Annotated in this window: 17 protein-coding genes; 16 read left to right on the forward strand and 1 reads right to left on the reverse strand. The window is 48.9% G+C overall.

Going from position 1 to position 16,554, the window contains the following annotated elements:
- The first annotated feature begins 1 nt into the window (after position 1).
- From gspD to K0H60_RS01060, 11 genes are all read left to right on the forward strand, one after another.
- Positions 2 to 2,113: a type II secretion system secretin GspD gene (gene gspD / locus K0H60_RS01010; RefSeq protein ID WP_220057008.1), complete on the forward strand. Its 2,112-nt coding sequence runs from the start codon at positions 2 to 4 to the stop codon at positions 2,111 to 2,113.
- Positions 2,110 to 3,675 (forward strand): type II secretion system ATPase GspE, encoded by a 1,566-nt coding sequence (gspE, locus tag K0H60_RS01015; RefSeq protein WP_086902859.1) that lies wholly within the window; start codon positions 2,110 to 2,112, stop codon positions 3,673 to 3,675. The genes gspD and gspE overlap by 4 nt, the downstream gene beginning before the upstream one ends.
- A gap of 3 nt (positions 3,676 to 3,678) precedes the next feature.
- Entirely contained in the window at positions 3,679 to 4,902 is a 1,224-nt protein-coding gene (gene gspF / locus K0H60_RS01020; RefSeq protein WP_089066680.1) for a type II secretion system inner membrane protein GspF, read from the forward strand.
- Positions 4,903 to 4,971: 69 nt separating this feature from the next.
- Positions 4,972 to 5,406, forward strand: coding sequence for a type II secretion system major pseudopilin GspG (gene gspG / locus K0H60_RS01025; protein WP_220057009.1), 435 nt, complete (start codon positions 4,972 to 4,974; stop codon positions 5,404 to 5,406).
- A 1-nt stretch (position 5,407) separates the two neighbouring features.
- Entirely contained in the window at positions 5,408 to 5,980 is a 573-nt protein-coding gene (gene gspH / locus K0H60_RS01030) for a type II secretion system minor pseudopilin GspH (protein ID WP_133182030.1), read from the forward strand.
- Positions 5,967 to 6,335 (forward strand): type II secretion system minor pseudopilin GspI, encoded by a 369-nt coding sequence (gspI, locus tag K0H60_RS01035; RefSeq protein WP_011715428.1) that lies wholly within the window; start codon positions 5,967 to 5,969, stop codon positions 6,333 to 6,335. The genes gspH and gspI overlap by 14 nt, the downstream gene beginning before the upstream one ends.
- On the forward strand, positions 6,316 to 7,083 hold the full coding sequence (gspJ, locus tag K0H60_RS01040) for a type II secretion system minor pseudopilin GspJ (protein WP_011715429.1): 768 nt from the start codon (positions 6,316 to 6,318) through the stop codon (positions 7,081 to 7,083). Before gspI ends, gspJ begins: the two co-directional genes overlap by 20 nt.
- The gene (gspK, locus tag K0H60_RS01045) at positions 7,080 to 8,078 is read left to right on the forward strand and encodes a type II secretion system minor pseudopilin GspK (protein ID WP_220057010.1); all 999 of its coding nucleotides are present in this window, start codon (positions 7,080 to 7,082) and stop codon (positions 8,076 to 8,078) included. Before gspJ ends, gspK begins: the two co-directional genes overlap by 4 nt.
- Before the next feature lie 48 nt (positions 8,079 to 8,126).
- A complete protein-coding gene (gene gspL, locus K0H60_RS01050) occupies positions 8,127 to 9,314 on the forward strand; it encodes a type II secretion system protein GspL (protein WP_011620997.1) in 1,188 nt (395 codons plus the stop codon).
- Position 9,315: 1 nt separating this feature from the next.
- Positions 9,316 to 9,792 (forward strand): type II secretion system protein M, encoded by a 477-nt coding sequence (locus K0H60_RS01055; protein ID WP_011715431.1) that lies wholly within the window; start codon positions 9,316 to 9,318, stop codon positions 9,790 to 9,792.
- 14 nt (positions 9,793 to 9,806) lie between these two features.
- On the forward strand, positions 9,807 to 10,568 hold the full coding sequence (locus K0H60_RS01060; RefSeq protein WP_011624783.1) for a type II secretion system protein N: 762 nt from the start codon (positions 9,807 to 9,809) through the stop codon (positions 10,566 to 10,568).
- Positions 10,569 to 10,631: 63 nt separating this feature from the next.
- On the opposite strand, the gene yrfG is transcribed toward K0H60_RS01060, so the two are convergent.
- Positions 10,632 to 11,294: a GMP/IMP nucleotidase gene (gene yrfG / locus K0H60_RS01065; RefSeq protein WP_220057011.1), complete on the reverse strand. Its 663-nt coding sequence runs from the start codon at positions 11,292 to 11,294 to the stop codon at positions 10,632 to 10,634.
- A 120-nt stretch (positions 11,295 to 11,414) separates the two neighbouring features.
- Between yrfG and K0H60_RS01070 the strand changes: the two genes are divergently transcribed.
- From K0H60_RS01070 to K0H60_RS01090, 5 genes are all read left to right on the forward strand, one after another.
- A complete protein-coding gene (locus K0H60_RS01070; protein ID WP_041412481.1) occupies positions 11,415 to 12,014 on the forward strand; it encodes an aspartyl/asparaginyl beta-hydroxylase domain-containing protein in 600 nt (199 codons plus the stop codon).
- Positions 11,992 to 14,004, forward strand: a complete 2,013-nt coding sequence (locus K0H60_RS01075) for a phytanoyl-CoA dioxygenase family protein (protein ID WP_220057012.1) — start codon at positions 11,992 to 11,994, stop codon at positions 14,002 to 14,004. Before K0H60_RS01070 ends, K0H60_RS01075 begins: the two co-directional genes overlap by 23 nt.
- Positions 14,001 to 15,167, forward strand: a complete 1,167-nt coding sequence (locus K0H60_RS01080; protein WP_220057013.1) for a sulfotransferase — start codon at positions 14,001 to 14,003, stop codon at positions 15,165 to 15,167. Before K0H60_RS01075 ends, K0H60_RS01080 begins: the two co-directional genes overlap by 4 nt.
- Positions 15,154 to 15,642: a GNAT family N-acetyltransferase gene (locus K0H60_RS01085; RefSeq protein WP_220057014.1), complete on the forward strand. Its 489-nt coding sequence runs from the start codon at positions 15,154 to 15,156 to the stop codon at positions 15,640 to 15,642. The genes K0H60_RS01080 and K0H60_RS01085 overlap by 14 nt, the downstream gene beginning before the upstream one ends.
- 234 nt (positions 15,643 to 15,876) lie before the next feature.
- Entirely contained in the window at positions 15,877 to 16,512 is a 636-nt protein-coding gene (locus K0H60_RS01090; protein ID WP_220057015.1) for a phage tail protein, read from the forward strand.
- The last annotated feature ends 42 nt before the right edge of the window (positions 16,513 to 16,554 follow it).

Consider the following 16,554-nt stretch of genomic DNA (forward strand, 5'->3'; position numbering starts at 1 on the left):
AATGAATAACAAACGGATTCGACGCAAACTGATTGCTGGAGTTGTGGCTGGCGCCACTATGCTGACCTCGCAATTTGTTTGGTCTGAACAATATGCGGCCAACTTTAAAGGCACTGATATCCAAGAATTTATCAACATCGTTGGTAAAAACCTGAATAAAACCATCATTGTTGACCCGACCATTCGCGGCAAGATCAACGTGCGCAGTTATGATCTGCTCAACGATGAGCAGTATTACCAATTCTTCCTCAACGTGCTGCAAGTTTACGGTTATGCCATCGTCGAGATGGAAAACAACGTCATCAAGGTCATCAAAGACAAAGATGCGAAAACCGCGGCGATTCGTGTTGCCAACGACAACGACCCAGGTTTAGGCGATGAAATGGTCACCCGCATTGTGGCGTTGTATAACACCGAAGCCAAGCAGTTAGCGCCGTTATTACGCCAGTTAAACGATAACGCTGGTGGCGGTAACGTAGTGAACTACGACCCATCGAACGTGCTGATGTTGTCAGGCCGCGCAGCGGTAGTGAATAAGTTAGTTGAAATCGTGCGTCGTGTAGATAAGCAGGGCGATACCTCGGTACAAGTGGTGCCACTCGAATACGCTTCAGCCGGTGAAATGGTGCGTATTATCGATACCCTTTACCGCGCGACGGCTAACCAAGCGCAGCTCCCAGGACAAGCGCCTAAGGTGGTTGCCGACGAGCGGATTAACGCCGTGGTGGTCAGTGGTGATGAAAAGAGCCGCCAACGCGTGGTTGAGCTTATCCACCGCCTCGATGCCGAGCAGGCCAGCACAGGTAATACCAAGGTACGCTACTTACGTTACGCCAAGGCCGAAGATTTAGTCGAGGTGTTGACCGGATTTGCGCAAAAGCTAGAGGGTGAAAAAGACCCTAGCGCGCAGGCTGGAGCTAAACGTCGTAATGAAATCAACATTATGGCCCACACTGATACCAACGCCTTAGTGATCAGCGCAGAGCCAGATCAAATGCGCACTATCGAGAGCGTGATTAACCAACTCGATATTCGCCGCGCCCAAGTATTAGTCGAAGCCATTATTGTAGAAGTTGCCGAAGGCGATAACGTTGGCTTTGGCGTGCAATGGGCCGCTAAAGCGGGCGGTGGTACTCAGTTCAATAACTTAGGCCCAACCATTGGCGAAATTGGCGCCGGTATTTGGCAGGCACAGGATGTGAAAGCTTCCCAAACTTGTACCGGTTCTGGAGATAATCAGACCTGTACAGACAACCCTGATACCAAAGGTGATGTGACATTACTTGCCCAAGCCTTAGGTAAAGTGAATGGTATGGCGTGGGGCGTGGCTATGGGGGACTTCGGTGCCTTAATACAAGCTGTGTCAGCCGATACCAACTCGAACGTACTGGCAACACCTTCTATCACCACCTTGGATAACCAAGAAGCCTCCTTTATCGTCGGTGACGAAGTGCCGATTCTGACGGGTTCTACCGCCAGCTCAAACAACAGTAACCCATTCCAAACCGTTGAACGTAAAGAGGTTGGGGTGAAGTTAAAAGTGGTGCCTCAGATCAACGAAGGCAACGCGGTTAAGCTTGCGATTGAGCAAGAAGTCTCGGGCGTAAACGGTAACACAGGTGTGGATATCTCCTTCGCGACTCGTCGTTTAACTACCACTGTGATGGCTGATTCAGGGCAAATCGTAGTGCTCGGTGGTTTGATTAACGAAGAAGTCCAAGAAAGCGTGCAGAAAGTGCCATTCCTTGGTGACATTCCGGTACTCGGACACCTATTCAAGTCGTCTTCGAGTAAGAAGACCAAAAAGAACCTGATGATTTTCATCAAGCCTACCATTATCCGTGATGGTGTGACTATGGAAGGTATCGCAGGCCGTAAATACAACTATTTCAGAGCATTACAACTTGAGCAGCAAGAGCGCGGCGTGAACTTAATGCCAAATACTCAAGTGCCAATTCTGGAAGAATGGAATCAATCTGAATACCTGCCGCCGGAAGTGAATGAGATTTTAGAGCGTTATAAAGAAGGCAAAGGGTTAGATACCAATATGCGTAAAACGGACTCGACCCTCAAGTCGCTGGATGAAAACAAGAACAAAGACAAAACACAATGAGTGAAATACAAGTAACCCAAGTCGAGGATTTAAGCCTAGTTTCTAACGAACTAGGGCTTGAAGCCGAAGGTGATGAGGTATTTCGCTCCAGCAGCAAAGAGCGTTTACCCTTTGCCTTTGCCCACCGCCATGAGGTGATTTTAGCCTATGGCGATGATGGCGCCTTGAACCTGTTTTATACCGCCAAGACCCCATTGGCGGCCATGCTCGAAGCACGCCGCTACTCGGGCGCGGATTTGCCACTGGTATTGCTCGAACCGGGCAAGTTTGAGGCAAAATTAACCCAGGCTTATCAAGCCAACTCCTCCGAAGCGCAGCAGCTGATGGAAGATATTGGCAACGAGATGGATTTATTCACCCTCGCCGAAGAGCTGCCGCAAACCGAAGATCTGCTGGAAGGCGATGACGATGCGCCTATTATCAAGCTGATTAACGCCTTGTTATCTGAAGCCATTAAAGAAGAAGCTTCGGATATCCATATCGAAACCTACGAGAAGCAGTTAGTCGTGCGTTTCCGTATCGACGGCGTGTTGAAGGAAGTGCTTAAACCAAATCGTAAGCTGTCATCCCTGTTGGTGTCGCGGATTAAGGTCATGGCGCGCCTCGATATCGCCGAGAAACGTGTACCGCAGGACGGCCGTATTTCGCTGCGGATTGCGGGTCGTGCGGTGGACGTGCGGGTATCGACCATGCCATCGAGCCATGGCGAGCGTGTGGTACTGCGTCTGTTAGATAAAAATGCCGGTAATTTGGACTTAAAACAACTGGGGATGACCGACAGTATCCGTGCCCAGTTCGATGAGATCATCCGTCGTCCACACGGCATTATTCTGGTGACAGGCCCTACGGGTTCGGGTAAGAGTACCACGCTGTACGCGGGTCTTACCGAAATTAACTCTAAAGATACCAATATCTTAACTGTTGAAGATCCCATCGAATACGAATTAGAGGGTATAGGTCAAACTCAAGTGAACACTAAGGCGGACATGACCTTCGCCCGTGGTCTGCGTGCGATTCTGCGTCAAGACCCGGATGTAGTAATGATCGGGGAAATCCGTGACCTAGAAACCGCACAAATTGCGGTGCAGGCATCTTTGACTGGTCACTTAGTGATTTCAACCCTGCATACCAATACGGCCTCGGGCGCGATTACCCGTCTGCAGGACATGGGCGTAGAGCCTTTCTTAGTCTCATCGAGTTTGCTTGGGGTATTAGCCCAGCGCTTAATCCGTACACTCTGTCCAAAATGTAAGACGGAACATGTGCCCGATGCCCGTGAGCGTGAGCTACTGGGAATGGCGGCGGACGATCATCGCCATATTTACCGCGCCAATGGTTGTAAGGCCTGCGGTAGCAGTGGCTACCGTGGTCGTACGGGTATCCATGAGTTATTGCTGGTCGATGATAATGTGCGTGAGCTGATCCACGGTGGACGTGGTGAACTGGCGATTGAGAAATATATCCGCCAGTCGGTGCCAAGCATTCGCCACGATGGCATGAGCAAGGTGCTCTCAGGTATCACCACTCTGGAAGAAGTCCTGAGGGTGACCCGCGAGGAGTAAGCTATGCCAGCATTTGAATATAAGGCGCTGGACGCCAAGGGAAAACAGCTAAAAGGGGTGATTGAGGCGGATACCGCCAGACATGCCCGTAGTCAGCTGCGTGACCAACGCATGATGCCGCTGGAAATTTTGCCGGTCACCGAAAAAGAAGCCAAGGCAAAAGGTACGGGATTCTCGCCCTTTAAGCGCGGGATTTCGGTGGCGGAATTAGCGTTGATCACCCGTCAAATCGCCACACTGGTCGCGGCGGGTTTACCGATTGAGGAATGTCTCAAGGCGGTGGGCCAGCAATGTGAGAAGGCGCGTCTCGCCAGCATGATCATGGCGGTGCGCTCCCGCGTGGTGGAAGGCTATAGTCTGGCCGACTCTCTTGCCGAATTTCCGCATATTTTCGATGACTTGTACCGCGCCATGGTAGCCTCGGGTGAAAAATCCGGCCACTTAGAAGTGGTACTGAACCGCTTAGCCGATTACACCGAACGTCGTCAGCAGCTGAAGTCCAAACTGCAACAGGCGATGATTTACCCCATTATGCTGACGATAGTGGCCATTGGGGTGGTGTCGGTGTTATTGGCCGCCGTGGTGCCAAAAGTGGTTGGCCAATTTGAGCATATGGGCGCCGAGTTACCGGCGACGACCCGCTTCTTAATTGCCGCCTCAGACTTTGTCCAGCACTATGGCCTGTTTGTTATCTTGGCGATTGGTATTCTGCTGGTGGTGTTCCAGCGTCTACTCAAGTCACCGATTTTCAAGATGAAATACCATACGTTTTTGCTGAAAATGCCGGTGATTGGCCGAGTGAGTAAAGGACTCAATACCGCGCGGTTTGCGCGTACCCTGAGTATTTTATCTGCCAGCTCGGTGCCTTTGTTAGATGGGATGCGCATTGCCAGCGAAGTATTGCAAAATGTGCGGGTGCGAGCGGCGGTGGATGATGCCACGGCACGCGTACGGGAAGGAACTAGCCTAGGCGCAGCGTTGACTAACACTAAGCTATTCCCGGCGATGATGTTATATATGATCGCCTCGGGGGAGAAGAGTGGTCAGCTCGAGGAAATGCTTGAGCGTGCTGCAGATAACCAGGATAGGGAATTCGAGAGTAATGTTACACTGGCGCTGGGCGTGTTCGAGCCCATGTTGGTGGTGAGCATGGCGGGGGTTGTACTCTTTATCGTGATGGCCATTCTGCAACCTATTTTGGCACTGAACAATTTGATTAGTGGCTAGTTATTAAATTTATGGATTATTGCCTCTTTGGACTCAGAGATGGCGCAGGTTTTTTAGGAGATGTAGTCGATGCAAATGAACAAAAAGCACAAGGGTTTTACCTTACTCGAAGTGATGGTGGTTATCGTTATCCTCGGTATTTTGGCGTCTATGGTAGTGCCAAACCTGATGGGCAACAAAGATAAAGCCGACCAACAGAAAGCGGTATCTGACATAGTGGCGCTCGAAAACGCCTTAGATATGTACAAGTTAGATAACGGTATTTATCCCACGACTGAACAAGGTTTAGAAGCCTTAGTGCAAAAGCCCACGATCTCACCCGAGCCACGTAACTACCGTGAAGAAGGCTATGTGAAGCGTTTACCACAGGATCCATGGCGCAATAACTACTTACTGTTAAGCCCAGGCGAAAACAGCAAGTTAGATATCTTTAGTGCAGGCCCAGATGGTCAGCCAGGTACCGAAGACGATATCGGTAACTGGAACTTACAGAACTTCCAATAAGATGGTAACGCTGCGCCACGCCGGCTTCACCTTGATGGAGGTGATGCTGGTGATTTTGTTAATGGGACTCACCGCCGCGGCGGTGACTATGTCTATTGGCAATTCAGGCCCACAACAGGCACTGGAAAAAAGCGCGCAGCAATTTATCGCCGCCACAGAGCTAGTGCTGGATGAAACCGTATTAAGTGGTCAATTTATCGGTATCGTGGTGGAAAAAACCAGCTATCAGTTTGTTTATTATAAAGATGGCAAATGGAATCCATTGGAGAAGGACAGGATTCTGTCTGAAAAACAAATGGAGCCCGGCGTCGTGTTGAACCTAGTGCTCGACGGTTTACCCTTAGTGCAGGAGGATGAGAAGGACGAGTCGTGGTTCGACGAACCCTTAATCGAGCCTTCTGCGGAAGATAAGAAAAAGCATCCAGAGCCGCAGATTTTGCTGTTGCCGAGTGGTGAAATGAGCGCCTTTGAGCTGAGCTTTATTACCAAGACCGACAATGGGCCACTCGATGTGTTAGTGGTGGGCGATGCCCTTGGCCGTTTAACCCTAGGGCGACCCGATGAAATACGCTAAGGGGATGACCCTACTCGAAGTCATTGTGGCCTTGGCGGTATTTGCCATCGCCGCAGTCTCTATCACCAAAAGCTTAGGTGAACAGATGGCGAACATGCCGATTCTGGAGTCGCGCACCCTTGCCCAATGGGTGGCGGACAATCAAATGGTCGACGCCAGACTCGATCCGCAATTTCCCGAATTAGGCAAAAAAGAAGGGCAGGTAGAACTCGCGGGTAAGGATTGGTACTGGCGTAAAGAAGTGGTGAAAACCACGGATGATAACTTTCGCATGATCCGCATTAGTGTCAGTGAAGATGAGCGTTATCAGCGTATTGCAGCACAAGTGAGCAGTTATGTCCTTAAAACAAACTAAGGCTCATAAGGGATTTACCCTGCTGGAAATGCTGATCGCGATTGCGATTTTTGCCATGTTAGGTTTAGCCGCCAATGCGGTACTTAGCACTGTGCTGACCAACGATGAAGTGACCCGTAACTTCTCGGTGCGTTTAAAGGCATTGCAGCAGGGCTTTGGCGCGATTGAGCGCGACCTTGGGCAGATGGTGGCGCGGACACCCAGATTACTCGAAGGCGGCCGTGGTACCACAGTGTTCCAAACGGGTAACGATATTTTAGATTCGGAATCAGAGGCCTTAGTGTTTTACCGCTTAGGCTGGCTCAACCCCGACGGCTTATTGCCCCGTGGCAGCATACAGTCGGTTGCCTACGTGGTACGCGAAGGAAAATTAGAGCGTTGGTACTTTCCCTATCCCGAACCCGAATTTGGCGCCGAGCCAATGAAGACTGTAATTATCGACAAGGTGCTTTCGGTCGAGTATTCCTTCTTTATGGAGGACAAATGGGAACGCAAGGTCGAGGCGACCAAGTTACCCAAAGCCATCGCAATGGAAATTGAGATTGAAGGCTTAGGCAAAATTCAACGTAAGTTTATGTTGCCCTTGGGCGCGGCGGCGCCAGAAAAGTCCAATGATGAGGACAACAAGAACGACAACGCCGATGACAATAAAGACGACAACGGCGACCAAGACAATAATGGCGATGGCTCGGGTAACGGCGAAGAAGATCCCGGCAAAGGTGACCCTGAAAATGAGGATGGCGCATGATAAGGCGAAATCCTGCTAAACAACGTGGCGTCGCGCTGATTGTGGTGTTGCTGATTGTGGCCATGGTGGTGATTATCGCCACCAATATTACCAGTCGAAATCAGTTGTCGATGCGCCGCACCTTAAACTTAGCCCAGTTCGATCAGGCCTATTGGTACGCGATTTCCGCCGAGGAACTGGCGAAGAAGATCCTCAAGCAAGACTTGGACGATTCGGAAGGCCGTGTACATAAGCAACAATATTGGGCCATGAGCGACGTGGTGTTTCCGGCGGAATATGGTGAGATTGCTGGCAAGATCACCGATATGCGTTCGTGTTTTAACTTAAATGCTTTGTCCGTCACCACAAAAGATGTGGAAAACGGTCAACCTAAATTGCCCTTAGCGGCAAAGCAATACAAAGCCTTATTAGTGAGTTTAGGGATGGATGATTTTACCGCGGATCATTTAACTCAAACCCTAAAGGATTATATCGACGAGGACACAGTCGCGAGCCCATATGGCGCCGAAGACGCCGAGTACGAAGCGCGAAATGTGCCATATCGCGCTGCAAATACCCTGATGAATCACAGGAGTGAGTTGCGGGCGGTGATAGGTTACACACAAGATATTTATTTGAAATTATTGCCTTATATTTGCGTCATTCCAGGGAATGACAGACAACTGTTAAACGTGAACACTATAGATGTCGAGCAGGCGGCGCTGCTGGCGGCCATGCTGGATAATCAGATATCGGTTGGCGAGGCCGAAAGCATTATCAACCAACGCCCCGGCGATGGTTTTGCCAAGATCGATGATTTTTATGAATCCTCCTCAATGGGGTCGATTAAATGGGAAGATGCGATGAAGTCTAGTTTTGTGGTGGACAGTCAGTACTTCCTCCTCGCCTCGGGCGCAAAGGTCGACAACGCCATTTTTAGAATGGAGAGCGTGCTCAAAAAGAGCAGCGGTAACAAAATGGATGTGCTCACCCGTCAGTTTGGTGGACAAAAATAATAGCAAACAAGCTCAATCTTTTAAGATGGAAGCTGGTGGAGAAAAACTGTGAGTGAACGGCTATTTATTCGCTTAGGCAGAACCGCAGAGCAGGCATGCTCTTGGCTGGTTTGGTCCGAACAAGAACAAGAAATTATCGCCTCTGGTGAACTTGCCAACGCCCAAGGTTTATCAACCTTAACCGAGCGCGCGGGAAATCGGCCTATCGATGTATTGGTGCCAGCCTCCGCCATGACGCTCACCAGCGTGAATCTACCCGAAAAAGGCCAACGCCAAGCCTTAAAAGCCCTGCCTTTTATGTTGGAAGAAACCATCGCCGATGATGTGGATGCGATGCACTTTACCGTTGGCCCGCGCAATGGCGATGCCCTCAGTGTGGTGGCCGTTGCCCATGAACAAATGCAAACTTGGCTCAGCTGTTTGGCTGAAGCGGGTTTAAAAGTGAAGCGTATCGTGCCCGATTGCCTCGCCTTGCCATTGCAGGAATGCCAATGGGCGGCCATGCGTTTCGGTAACGAGTTATTACTGCGTACAGGATTAGGAACTGGCCATAGCCTGCCTTTACCTTGGCTGCCAGTAGCGATGAAGCAACTGACGGCGCAGGCCGACGAAGTGTCGGTCGCCAGTTACACAGAGATGGAACTGGACGGCGTTGAGCTTAAGCCACAGCCGCTCGATTTACCTATGTTGGTACTGGCGCGTGGCATTTTACATGCGCCCATCAACTTACTCACGGGTGTGTATACGCCGAAGCGCGAATACAGTAAGCATCTGTTGCAGTGGAAAAATGCCGCAATCGTGTTAGGCGTTGCCATTGTCTTGTCCTTGGTAAATAAGGGCTTAACCATTCATCAAGTGAATGGCCAGATTGCCGATTTGAAGGCGCAGAGTGAAGCCATTTACCAACAAGTGGTGCCGGGGAATTCACGCATCGTGAATTTACGTTCGCAGATGGAAAGCCAACTGCGCGCACTCCAAGGCCAAGGCAGTGGTGCTGAGTTTTTTGCGATGCTCGATGGTTTACAGGACGCCTTTAAACAAGTGCCCGAGCTGAAACCAAACACCCTAAGATTTGAGAGCGCCCGTAATGAAATCCGTATGCAAGTCACGGCCAAGAATTACGCGCAAATTGAGAAGTTTAAAGAGATTGTCGGCCGTCGCTTCCAAATGGATGGCGGTACGATGAACAGCGGTGAAGATCAGGTCACCAGTACCTTAACCTTGAGGAGCAAATAAGATGGATAATTTGCGGACTTGGTGGCAAGGGCTTGCATCGCGCGAGCAGCAAATCGTCGGCTTCGGCGCCGTTTTCTTAGTGATCGGCGTGTTTTACTGGGGCATCTGGACACCCATTGCCAATGCCGAAGCCAATGCACTGCGCAACTTAACGGCGCAGCAGCAGACACTTACCTATGTAAAGCAAACGGCAAATAAAATCGCTGGCTTAAAGCAAAGCGGCGCTAAGCCGACTATGTCAGGCAGCTTAAGCTCGGTCGTTAACCAAACTGCAGGCACTTACGGATTAGTGATCACTCGCATGCAGCCCCAGGGCGATAAAATCCAAGTGTGGATGGATGATGTGCCATTCGATGCCTTACTCAATTATTTGAGTGACTTAGTGCAGAAAAAAGGCCTATCACTTGAGAGTGTTGATTTGGCAGAGGCCGACGCGCCTGGCTATGTCAAAGTAAGACGTATCCAACTAGCGCAATAGGTTAAGGTGTAGCTGTGAGTTTGATAAAAAAAATCATTATAGGTGTACTGGTTTATTTAGTGTTTTTACTGGCGCTATTTCCCGCCAGTGTCGCTGTGCGCCTCGCGCCACTGCCTGCAAATGTGGGAATTTCTGGAGTGAGCGGCAGTATTTGGTCTGGCAGCATCGAAACCTTAAATCTGCAGCAACGCCAATTGGAACAAGTTCGCTGGGAGCTGAGCCCTTGGGCGTTGTTTTTAGGTAAAGTGAAGCTGGACTTTCAAGTAGGTAGCCGTGCAACCCCAGTGAGTGCCAAAGGGTTAATCACTTGGTCTATGGGCGGGATCAGCGCTCAAGGATTGCGTTTTGAGGCGCCCGATAGCTTCTTGATTGGCAATGCTAAACTGCCCTTTAGAACCGAAATTAACGGTGAAGTCAGCTTGCTTGTGGAAACCCTAGAACAAGGTAAACCTTGGTGCGAGCAGTTATCGGGTAAATTGTTTTTAAATCAAACCAATGTGAAGAACCAATTCGGCAATTATCCACTGGGTAATATCGAACTGGGGCTAAGTTGTGTTGAGGGTAAAGCCCAGCTCGCCACCGATGAGAGCAAAAACCAGTTGGGGATTATCGGCACGCTGCAGCTAGATGAAGGCAATATGGTTAAGGTTGCCGCTAAGATTAAAGAAACCAACGAACAGCCAGAAGATATGCGTAAATCCCTCGGGATGCTGGGCAAGCGTGGTAGCGATGGTTACTTCCCAGTGGTTTATCAAGGCCGTATTCCTGGGCTTTAATCTTCAGTAAGTTTGTGGTTGATTCGATAAAGGCACCTTAGGGTGCCTTTTGTTTTTAAAGGATTAACCCGCTAGATCGGCAAATAGCAGGCGATAGTCGCTAATGGCCGGAAAATCATTGAAGGTTTTGGCAGGCTTTTGGCTATCGGGATTGCTGATCCCGAGCTGATGGCCCACGCCCGCTAAGCGCGCCGCATTCAAAATCGGCTCGCTATCATCGATAAACAGGCAGCGCTCTGGCACTAGGGCGAATTTTTCAAATAGCGTTTGCCAAAATTGTGGGTGCTCCTTGGGATAACCCGTTTCATGACTCGAAATCATCGCATCTAAGCCGCTTGCCAGTTCAGTGTGCTCCAGCTTAAGCGCAAGACTCTTAGGGTGGGCATTGGTTACTAAGATACGTTTTTTACCCGCGGTGGCAAGGGCATCGAGAAATGGCATGCTGTCTTGGCGCAGCTGAATACGGTCAACTAAGTTACGGTGAAGTCCCATAATGTCGAGCTGTAACTCGGACTGCCAATAATCGAGGCAATACCAGTCTAACGTGCCCGCGACTCTGCCGTAGGCTTCTTCCACCAGTTGTTGTGCCTGGCTCTGGCTTAATCCCCGTTGCTTGCTCAGCTCCTGTGGCACCAGACTCAACCAAAAATGGTTGTCAAAGTGCAGGTCGAGCAGGGTGCCATCCATATCGAGCAGTACAGTATCAATCTTCTTCCAGTCAAACATGGGATGTCCTGTGTGGTTCACTCGGCTCAGAATGAGGTTTTCATTAGCCTATCTTGTCAGCATGACACTTTGTGCTAGGCTTGATTAATTCGTTTTTGTCTAAAAATGAGACACTTGGATATGGATATCTGCTCATTTGCCTTACTTACCCAAGCCCCAAATATCACTAGTTTACAGCAAGAACTCACTTCTTTGTTGCAGCATGAGTGGTTGCCGCACATTAACCAACGGGATTATCACGCAGGCTCTCAGGGTGGTTGGGATGTGTTGGCCCTACGCTGCGCCGAGGAATACCGAGTCGCGCACCCTATTTTGCAGGCCTTTTCCATTAGTGCCGCGACAGATTGGGATAACTTGCCCTCATTAGAATCGAGCCCCGTGCTGCTGCAGTTTATTCAATCCCTTGCTTGCTCGGTTAAATCGGTACGCTTAATGCGTTTACACGCTGGCGCCGAAATCAAACCCCATAGGGATCAAGGCTTATCCCTAGAGCAAGGCGAAGCAAGATTGCATCTTCCCATTCAAACCCACGCCCAACTGCATTTTTATGTGGACGATAAGCGTGTGCCGATGCAGGCGGGGGAGCTGTGGTATATCAATGCCGACCAAACCCATTGGGTCGCGAACAAAGGTGTGGAGGCCAGAATCAATTTGGTGATCGATTGTGAAGTCAACTCGTGGTTAAAGGAACTTATCCATGATGCCAAGATCAAAGCCTGATGTAGGGCAGCCCGATGCGCTCTTGAGATTAAAGCTGTTTGCACAGGAGCTACTGCAATCGCACTCTGCGGGCGAGGCAAAGCAGCTTATCGATCCTATGCTGGCGCAGTTATGTCAATTGACTGGGTTGGAACTGCACCCGGCGTTGTTTCTCGATACTGAGGCCAGCATGACTTCTTTTGGCAAGGCGGTATCACCAACAACTGCGGCGCAATGTGCAGAAGATCCCGAACGTAGCAGAGTGTTTATTCAGGGAATTTATCAAGCGATACAGGACAAACTTAAAGCTAACTCGAACCATCCTGTAAAAATACTCTATGCCGGAACTGGGCCTTTTGCTTGGCTAATCTTAGTCTTATTACCACTATTTACGGCTAAGCAAGTGCGAGTAACCTTACTCGATATTCATCGAGCGTCATTGGAGAGTGTGGAAAAGCTACTGGCATATTTCGATGTAGCGGATCGTGTCGATGCACTTATTTGTGCTGACGCTACGCTTTGGCGGCCTGTATCAACACAAGCCTTTGATCTGATTATTTCTGAAACCATGAAACACCTACTGCAACAGGAACCGCAGGTACAGATTTTTAGCCATCTACAGCATTTTTTAGCTGAGGATGGATGTTTGATCCCCGAGTCGATTGAGTTGGATGCGTGGCTCGAGCTAAAAGAACAGCCGCCAATATATTTGGGCCCTTTATTCTGCCTCGACTTAGCCCATGTCCGCTTGCTCGCTCAAGGCGACAGAAGTGGGTTAGCGGGGAGCTTATTGTTACCCGATTATGATCCTCAACCCATAAACCTAAAATTGACGACAAAAATCAGGGTCTATGGCGAACATCAATTACTTGAAAATCAATCACAATTAACCCTATCTCAATATAAAAAATCCCTGTGGCTTAAACCTCTGAGTCGAGTGGACTTTAGCTACGAGCTGGGAACCTATCCCGATTTTATCTTCCAATATCAGCAGCAGAAATTGCCACTTGTTGGCAGTGAGGATTTGAGTTGTTTGGGGATTTATCACTTGCAGCGACTATGGCAAAAAATTCAGTTGCAAAAGCGTGGACAAACCAATGAGGTTACTGAGAGTGAATGGAACCTAGATAAAGCGCTACTGGATCTGTGCGGCATTGGATTAGAGCCTGGGATGAAGGCGCTCTATCAATATGATACACAGGCTGATTTTATCGCCTTCGTTCAAAGGCAAACTCAGCTGACTACAGCGGATATTGTCGGTATTAATCAGCGATTGCGTGCCTTATCCCAAGCTGAGCCAGAAAGCGGCAATACAGAGCTAGCTTATGGTGCAGCTTTACCTCAAGTGCTTACCGACGCCCAACTCGCCACTTGGCAACGGGAAGGTTATATAGTCATCCCGCAAGTGTTGTCAAAAGCGCAATGTGCGGCGAGTCGAGCCGTGATTTGGCAACAGCTTGGTGCGAATGAAAATGATCCATCAACTTGGTACCAGTCCCATGAGTTGATGCAGAAAATCATGCTGCAGTTATTTCGTCATCCCATCCTCGATGCCAATCGGCAAACACCGCTAATCCGCCAAGTCTTTGAACAATTATGGCAGCGTACCGATTTAGTGATGACAACTGACAGAGTGAGTTTTAATCCTCCTGAAACGCCCACTTGGCAGTTTCCTGGCCCCAATATGCATTGGGACATGCCACTGCAACTACCTGTGCCATTTGGAACACAAGGATTGATTTATCTTTCGGATACCCCTGCCGAGCAGGGGGCATTTTGTTGTGTTCCCGGCTTTCACCTTAAAATAGAAACCTGGCTACAGGAACAAAACAAGACTGATATTGAGTTGCAGCAACAGCGTTGGGAGGAGTGGCCCATTAAACCCATTGCCGCAAATGCAGGGGATTTAATCATTTGGCACCATGCCTTGCCCCATGGACCGACGCCAAATCGAGGCCTGTTACCCCGCATGGTGCAGTACATTAACTTCTACCCAATGGCTAGCCAATGATTGATATTCATGAACAGCAGCAACGCTATTGGCAACTGTTGCATCAACCGCAAATGCTGATTTTGCTGCATCAAGCTAACGATGTTGAGCATTTTATTGCTTTGATGGCAGACCTCCTCAATTGGCCCGAGTTAAATTTAGAGCAGATGCTGGCATTTATTGCCTTACAGCAACAAGGCTTCATTCCGGATTTAGCACGCTTCAGCCAAGTTTGGTTTCCTTCTCGTTATCATGCTCAAACCAAAACAATAAGTTGGGTTCCCGTCTTTCAGCGGTTATCAAAACCTTTCTTGGAGGACGATATCTGCGATGCTCGCCGTGGTTTACTGGCCAGTTTTATCCAACCTCAAACCTTGCTCGAACCCTTATTATCCCAACGCGAAAGTTTGCCTTCGATCAATCCTAATTTGATGATTTTCCATTGGTCCCGTTGTGGGTCAACACTGGTTTCTAGCAGTTTTTCCCTACTCAAAGCGTGCCGAGTGTTATCCGAATCTATGCTCTGCAGCGATGTGATGCACCATGATGCTTGGCCTTCGAGCTTAATACCGCAGCTGGTGGATTTATGTTTAAGGCTACAAGGGCGGTTGAGGCCTGATGAGTGTGAGCTAGTGATCAAGTGGAATGCGTGGGATTTAGCTTGTTGGCCCATGTTGCTAGAACTCTATCCTAATAGTCGAGTGCTATGTCTGATGCGCCATCCCAGAGATATTTTGGTTTCGCATCAACGAGAGGCTGGGATGCATATGGCAGGGCGGGTGAAGGCTGTATTCCCCTATCCGTTACCGCTTACTGAAAGCACGCATGCTGAGCCAAATTTAGACGCATTTCGAATGGGTGTGTTGCATGGTTTTGCCCAGCAAACTGCTGCACTTTATCAATCAAGTCGTTGCATCTTAATGGATTATCAACAATTAAATGCGCTTAAACCCAGCGCACTTTCGGCCATTTTAGACTGGCCGTTAGCCGCAGAAGATATTGAGCACTGGCAAGGCCACTGGCGCTTTGATGTTAAGCGACAAGGGCAATTGTTTGTGCCCATGGTACCCGCGCAATCTACCCTATTAAATGAATCACAAACTCTCTCATGGCAGCAGTTATTGAATGCTTATGAGCAACTGTTGCAACTTTTAGCTCGAGATAAAAATCATGATGCTAGCTGAGTTAAATCCATTAACTGGCTTGAGTATTAAGCCTGCCAACGCAAACGATAACCTATTTATGGCAGAGCTTTTTTATTCAACTAAAACCTTCTTCTATGAGCTTGGTTTACCCCTTGATGTTGCACAGAACATGTTGGAGCAACAATATCGGCTGCAACAAGTCTCCTATCGGGAGCAATATCCGCATGCCATCAGCTACATTTTGTTTTATCAGCAACAAGCGGTCGGCAAACTGATGCTAGATATTAATGAGCAGAGAGTTCATCTTGTTGATTTTATTATTACGCCAAGTATGCGAGGTCGCGGTTTAGGCTCTGCGGTATTAGAGGCGGTCAAGCTTGAAGCGACACAACGTCAGTTGCCTGTTCATTTATCAGTAGAGAGTGAAAATACTCAAGCTAAATCACTTTATTTACGGCATGGATTTCAGTTTCAAAGCCGTTCCGAAACCTATGAGTCAATGCGATGGCCTTAAACGTCGGCTGATAATTTATACAAAATTTTTTCTGCTTAATTGTGTTTGCCGATTTTTCAGATATGTTTAGTTGTAACTAAGCTGTTTTAATTGTGTTGCATAATAACCTCCCCAATGTGTGATGCGGATGATGTTGTAATCAGCAGAAGGAACTCGCTGTCGATTAATTGTCGTGAGTAATTAAACCATTGAAAGAAGTTACGTAGACAAAATCGTTATTTAAGGAGAAATACAATGGCAGATCCATTTATTGGAGAAATCCGCATGTTCGCTGGTACTTTCGCTCCGCGTGGTTGGGCGCTTTGCAATGGACAGTTACTGGCCATTTCCACCTACACCGCGCTCTTCTCTCTTCTGGGTACAAACTATGGTGGCAATGGCACAACGACTTTTGGGTTGCCTAACTTGCAAAGTCGTACTCCTGTGGGTACTGGAACTGGGGGAGGTTTGACAACAGTTGTTCTCGGGCAGAGCTCGGGTGCTGAGAACATCAATCTCACAACCAATCAGCTACCTATTCATACACCAACAGCTACTTTCACTGGCAATGCAAGTAGTGTGGCAGCAACGGTTGATGTTGCTACCACTACGGCCACTGCAATGGTTCCTCCGGCAACGGGCGCAACTACCTACCTCTCTGCTACGACAGCTAAGGCGGGGCCTGCAAATGTTGCGTTTAATGGGTTGTTTACTGGTACGGCGCCAGACTCTACAAAGGCTAGCCTCGGTGGAGTGCAGGGTAGCGTAACACCTACAGGCTCGGTCACCGTCAATCCTGTTGGTGGAGGACAGCCTGTTGGAATTCGCAATCCCTATCTGGGGATGAATTTTATTATCGCGTTGGAGGGTATTTATCCCTCGCGTAATTAACGGCGGATAATTGCTATGAAAATATCTTAGTAATCTAGAGAG

It is taken from the genome of Shewanella mangrovisoli (assembly GCF_019457635.1).
GTDB lineage: Bacteria > Pseudomonadota > Gammaproteobacteria > Enterobacterales > Shewanellaceae > Shewanella > Shewanella mangrovisoli.

What these genes read in the sequence shown, in the direction of transcription:
- gspD (WP_220057008.1), top strand. Translation starts at nt 2, where the DNA reads ATGAATAACAAACGGATTCGACGCAAACTGATTGCTGGAGTTGTGGCT.
- gspE (WP_086902859.1), top strand. Translation starts at nt 2,110, where the DNA reads ATGAGTGAAATACAAGTAACCCAAGTCGAGGATTTAAGCCTAGTTTCT.
- gspF (WP_089066680.1), top strand. Translation starts at nt 3,679, where the DNA reads ATGCCAGCATTTGAATATAAGGCGCTGGACGCCAAGGGAAAACAGCTA.
- gspG (WP_220057009.1), top strand. Translation starts at nt 4,972, where the DNA reads ATGCAAATGAACAAAAAGCACAAGGGTTTTACCTTACTCGAAGTGATG.
- gspH (WP_133182030.1), top strand. Translation starts at nt 5,408, where the DNA reads ATGGTAACGCTGCGCCACGCCGGCTTCACCTTGATGGAGGTGATGCTG.
- gspI (WP_011715428.1), top strand. Translation starts at nt 5,967, where the DNA reads ATGAAATACGCTAAGGGGATGACCCTACTCGAAGTCATTGTGGCCTTG.
- gspJ (WP_011715429.1), top strand. Translation starts at nt 6,316, where the DNA reads ATGTCCTTAAAACAAACTAAGGCTCATAAGGGATTTACCCTGCTGGAA.
- gspK (WP_220057010.1), top strand. Translation starts at nt 7,080, where the DNA reads ATGATAAGGCGAAATCCTGCTAAACAACGTGGCGTCGCGCTGATTGTG.
- K0H60_RS01055 (WP_011715431.1), top strand. Translation starts at nt 9,316, where the DNA reads ATGGATAATTTGCGGACTTGGTGGCAAGGGCTTGCATCGCGCGAGCAG.
- yrfG (WP_220057011.1), bottom strand. Translation starts at nt 11,294, where the DNA reads ATGTTTGACTGGAAGAAGATTGATACTGTACTGCTCGATATGGATGGC.
- K0H60_RS01070 (WP_041412481.1), top strand. Translation starts at nt 11,415, where the DNA reads ATGGATATCTGCTCATTTGCCTTACTTACCCAAGCCCCAAATATCACT.
- K0H60_RS01075 (WP_220057012.1), top strand. Translation starts at nt 11,992, where the DNA reads ATGATGCCAAGATCAAAGCCTGATGTAGGGCAGCCCGATGCGCTCTTG.
- K0H60_RS01080 (WP_220057013.1), top strand. Translation starts at nt 14,001, where the DNA reads ATGATTGATATTCATGAACAGCAGCAACGCTATTGGCAACTGTTGCAT.
- K0H60_RS01085 (WP_220057014.1), top strand. Translation starts at nt 15,154, where the DNA reads ATGATGCTAGCTGAGTTAAATCCATTAACTGGCTTGAGTATTAAGCCT.
- K0H60_RS01090 (WP_220057015.1), top strand. Translation starts at nt 15,877, where the DNA reads ATGGCAGATCCATTTATTGGAGAAATCCGCATGTTCGCTGGTACTTTC.